This is a genomic window from Arthrobacter sp. SX1312 (assembly GCF_002929295.1).
Taxonomy (GTDB): domain Bacteria; phylum Actinomycetota; class Actinomycetes; order Actinomycetales; family Micrococcaceae; genus Arthrobacter_D.
This window is the reverse complement of sequence record NZ_PJIM01000025.1, coordinates 1-1,051: the sequence shown is the minus strand read 5'-3', so window position 1 is coordinate 1,051 and position 1,051 is coordinate 1. Positions and strand designations below refer to the sequence as shown.

2 protein-coding genes are annotated in these 1,051 nt (G+C 67.5%); both read right to left on the bottom strand.

Annotation, left to right across the window (positions count from 1 at the left end):
* A partial coding sequence (locus CXQ92_RS17485; RefSeq protein ID WP_104169053.1) for a vitamin K epoxide reductase family protein occupies positions 1-462 on the bottom strand: 462 nt, incomplete at its 3' end.
* Positions 463-467: 5 nt separating this feature from the next.
* Positions 468-1,051 (bottom strand): DsbA family protein (locus CXQ92_RS17480; protein WP_258070047.1); only part of this gene is annotated, 584 nt, incomplete at its 5' end.

The following is a 1,051-nucleotide window of genomic DNA, read 5'->3' as shown; positions in this document are numbered from 1 at the left end:
CCACACGACCATGCAGTAGAGGCAGAGGATGTAGATGTCGAACAGGGCCTGGCTCCACAGCCAGGCCGCGAACACCGCGCCGAGGGTGACGCCCATCTGCAGGCCCACCCAGTACCAGCGGTTGAACCGCGCCCCGGCGAGCAGGGCCATGCCGGTCGTGATGACGACGGTGAAGCCCACGAGCCCGATGAACGGGTTGGGGAAACCGAAGAGCTCGGACTGCCAGGTCTCCATGACCTGCCCGCAGGACACCCACGGGTTGATGTCGCAGCTGGTGACGTGGTCGGGGTTCCGGTAGAGCTCGAGTTTCTCGAGGATCAGGATCCCGGCGGCGGCCCACCCGATGACGCCCGTGACCACGAGCATGGCCCCGAACGGGACCCTGCGCGCGAACCCGGGCACGGACACGTCATCCTGCCCACTTCCCGGGGATGATGTGACGTCGCTGGTGGTGTGAGCCATGATGCTCAGTCCGCGATGGCGGTCTCGATGAGGCTGCGGAATTCCTCGAGCGTGGCCGGCTGGATCTTTCGTCCCTCGAGGAAGAACGTCGGGGTCCCCTCGACGTTCAGCGCCATGCCGTCGTTCTTGTCGGCGTTCACGCGCTCCATGGTCGCCGGGTCGGCGATCGCTGCGTCGTAGGCCGCCATGTCCAGGCCGAGATCCTCCGCGAAGCCCCGGAACACCGGCGACCTGTCCTCGGAGGTGTGGCTCCACTCGGGCTGCGTCTCGTACATGCGCGCGTGCATCTCCTTGAACCTGCCCTGCTGGGCGGCGGCCTCGACGGCCGCGGCCGCGGTCTCGGAGTTCGGGTGGCCGGGCAATGGGAAGTATCGGGAGACCACCGTCAGGTTCTCCCCGTACTCCTCGGAGAGGTCCTCCACCACGGGGTATGCGGCCAGGCAGGATTCGCATTCGAAGTCGAGGAACTCGACCAGCACGGCCTTCTCGTCCGGCGCCTGGGACAGGCGGTGGCTGTCCTCACGCACGACCTCCGCAGCGGTCGTACCGGCCGTCGGGCTGTCGTCCGCGCCCAGCGCGTTGAAGAGGA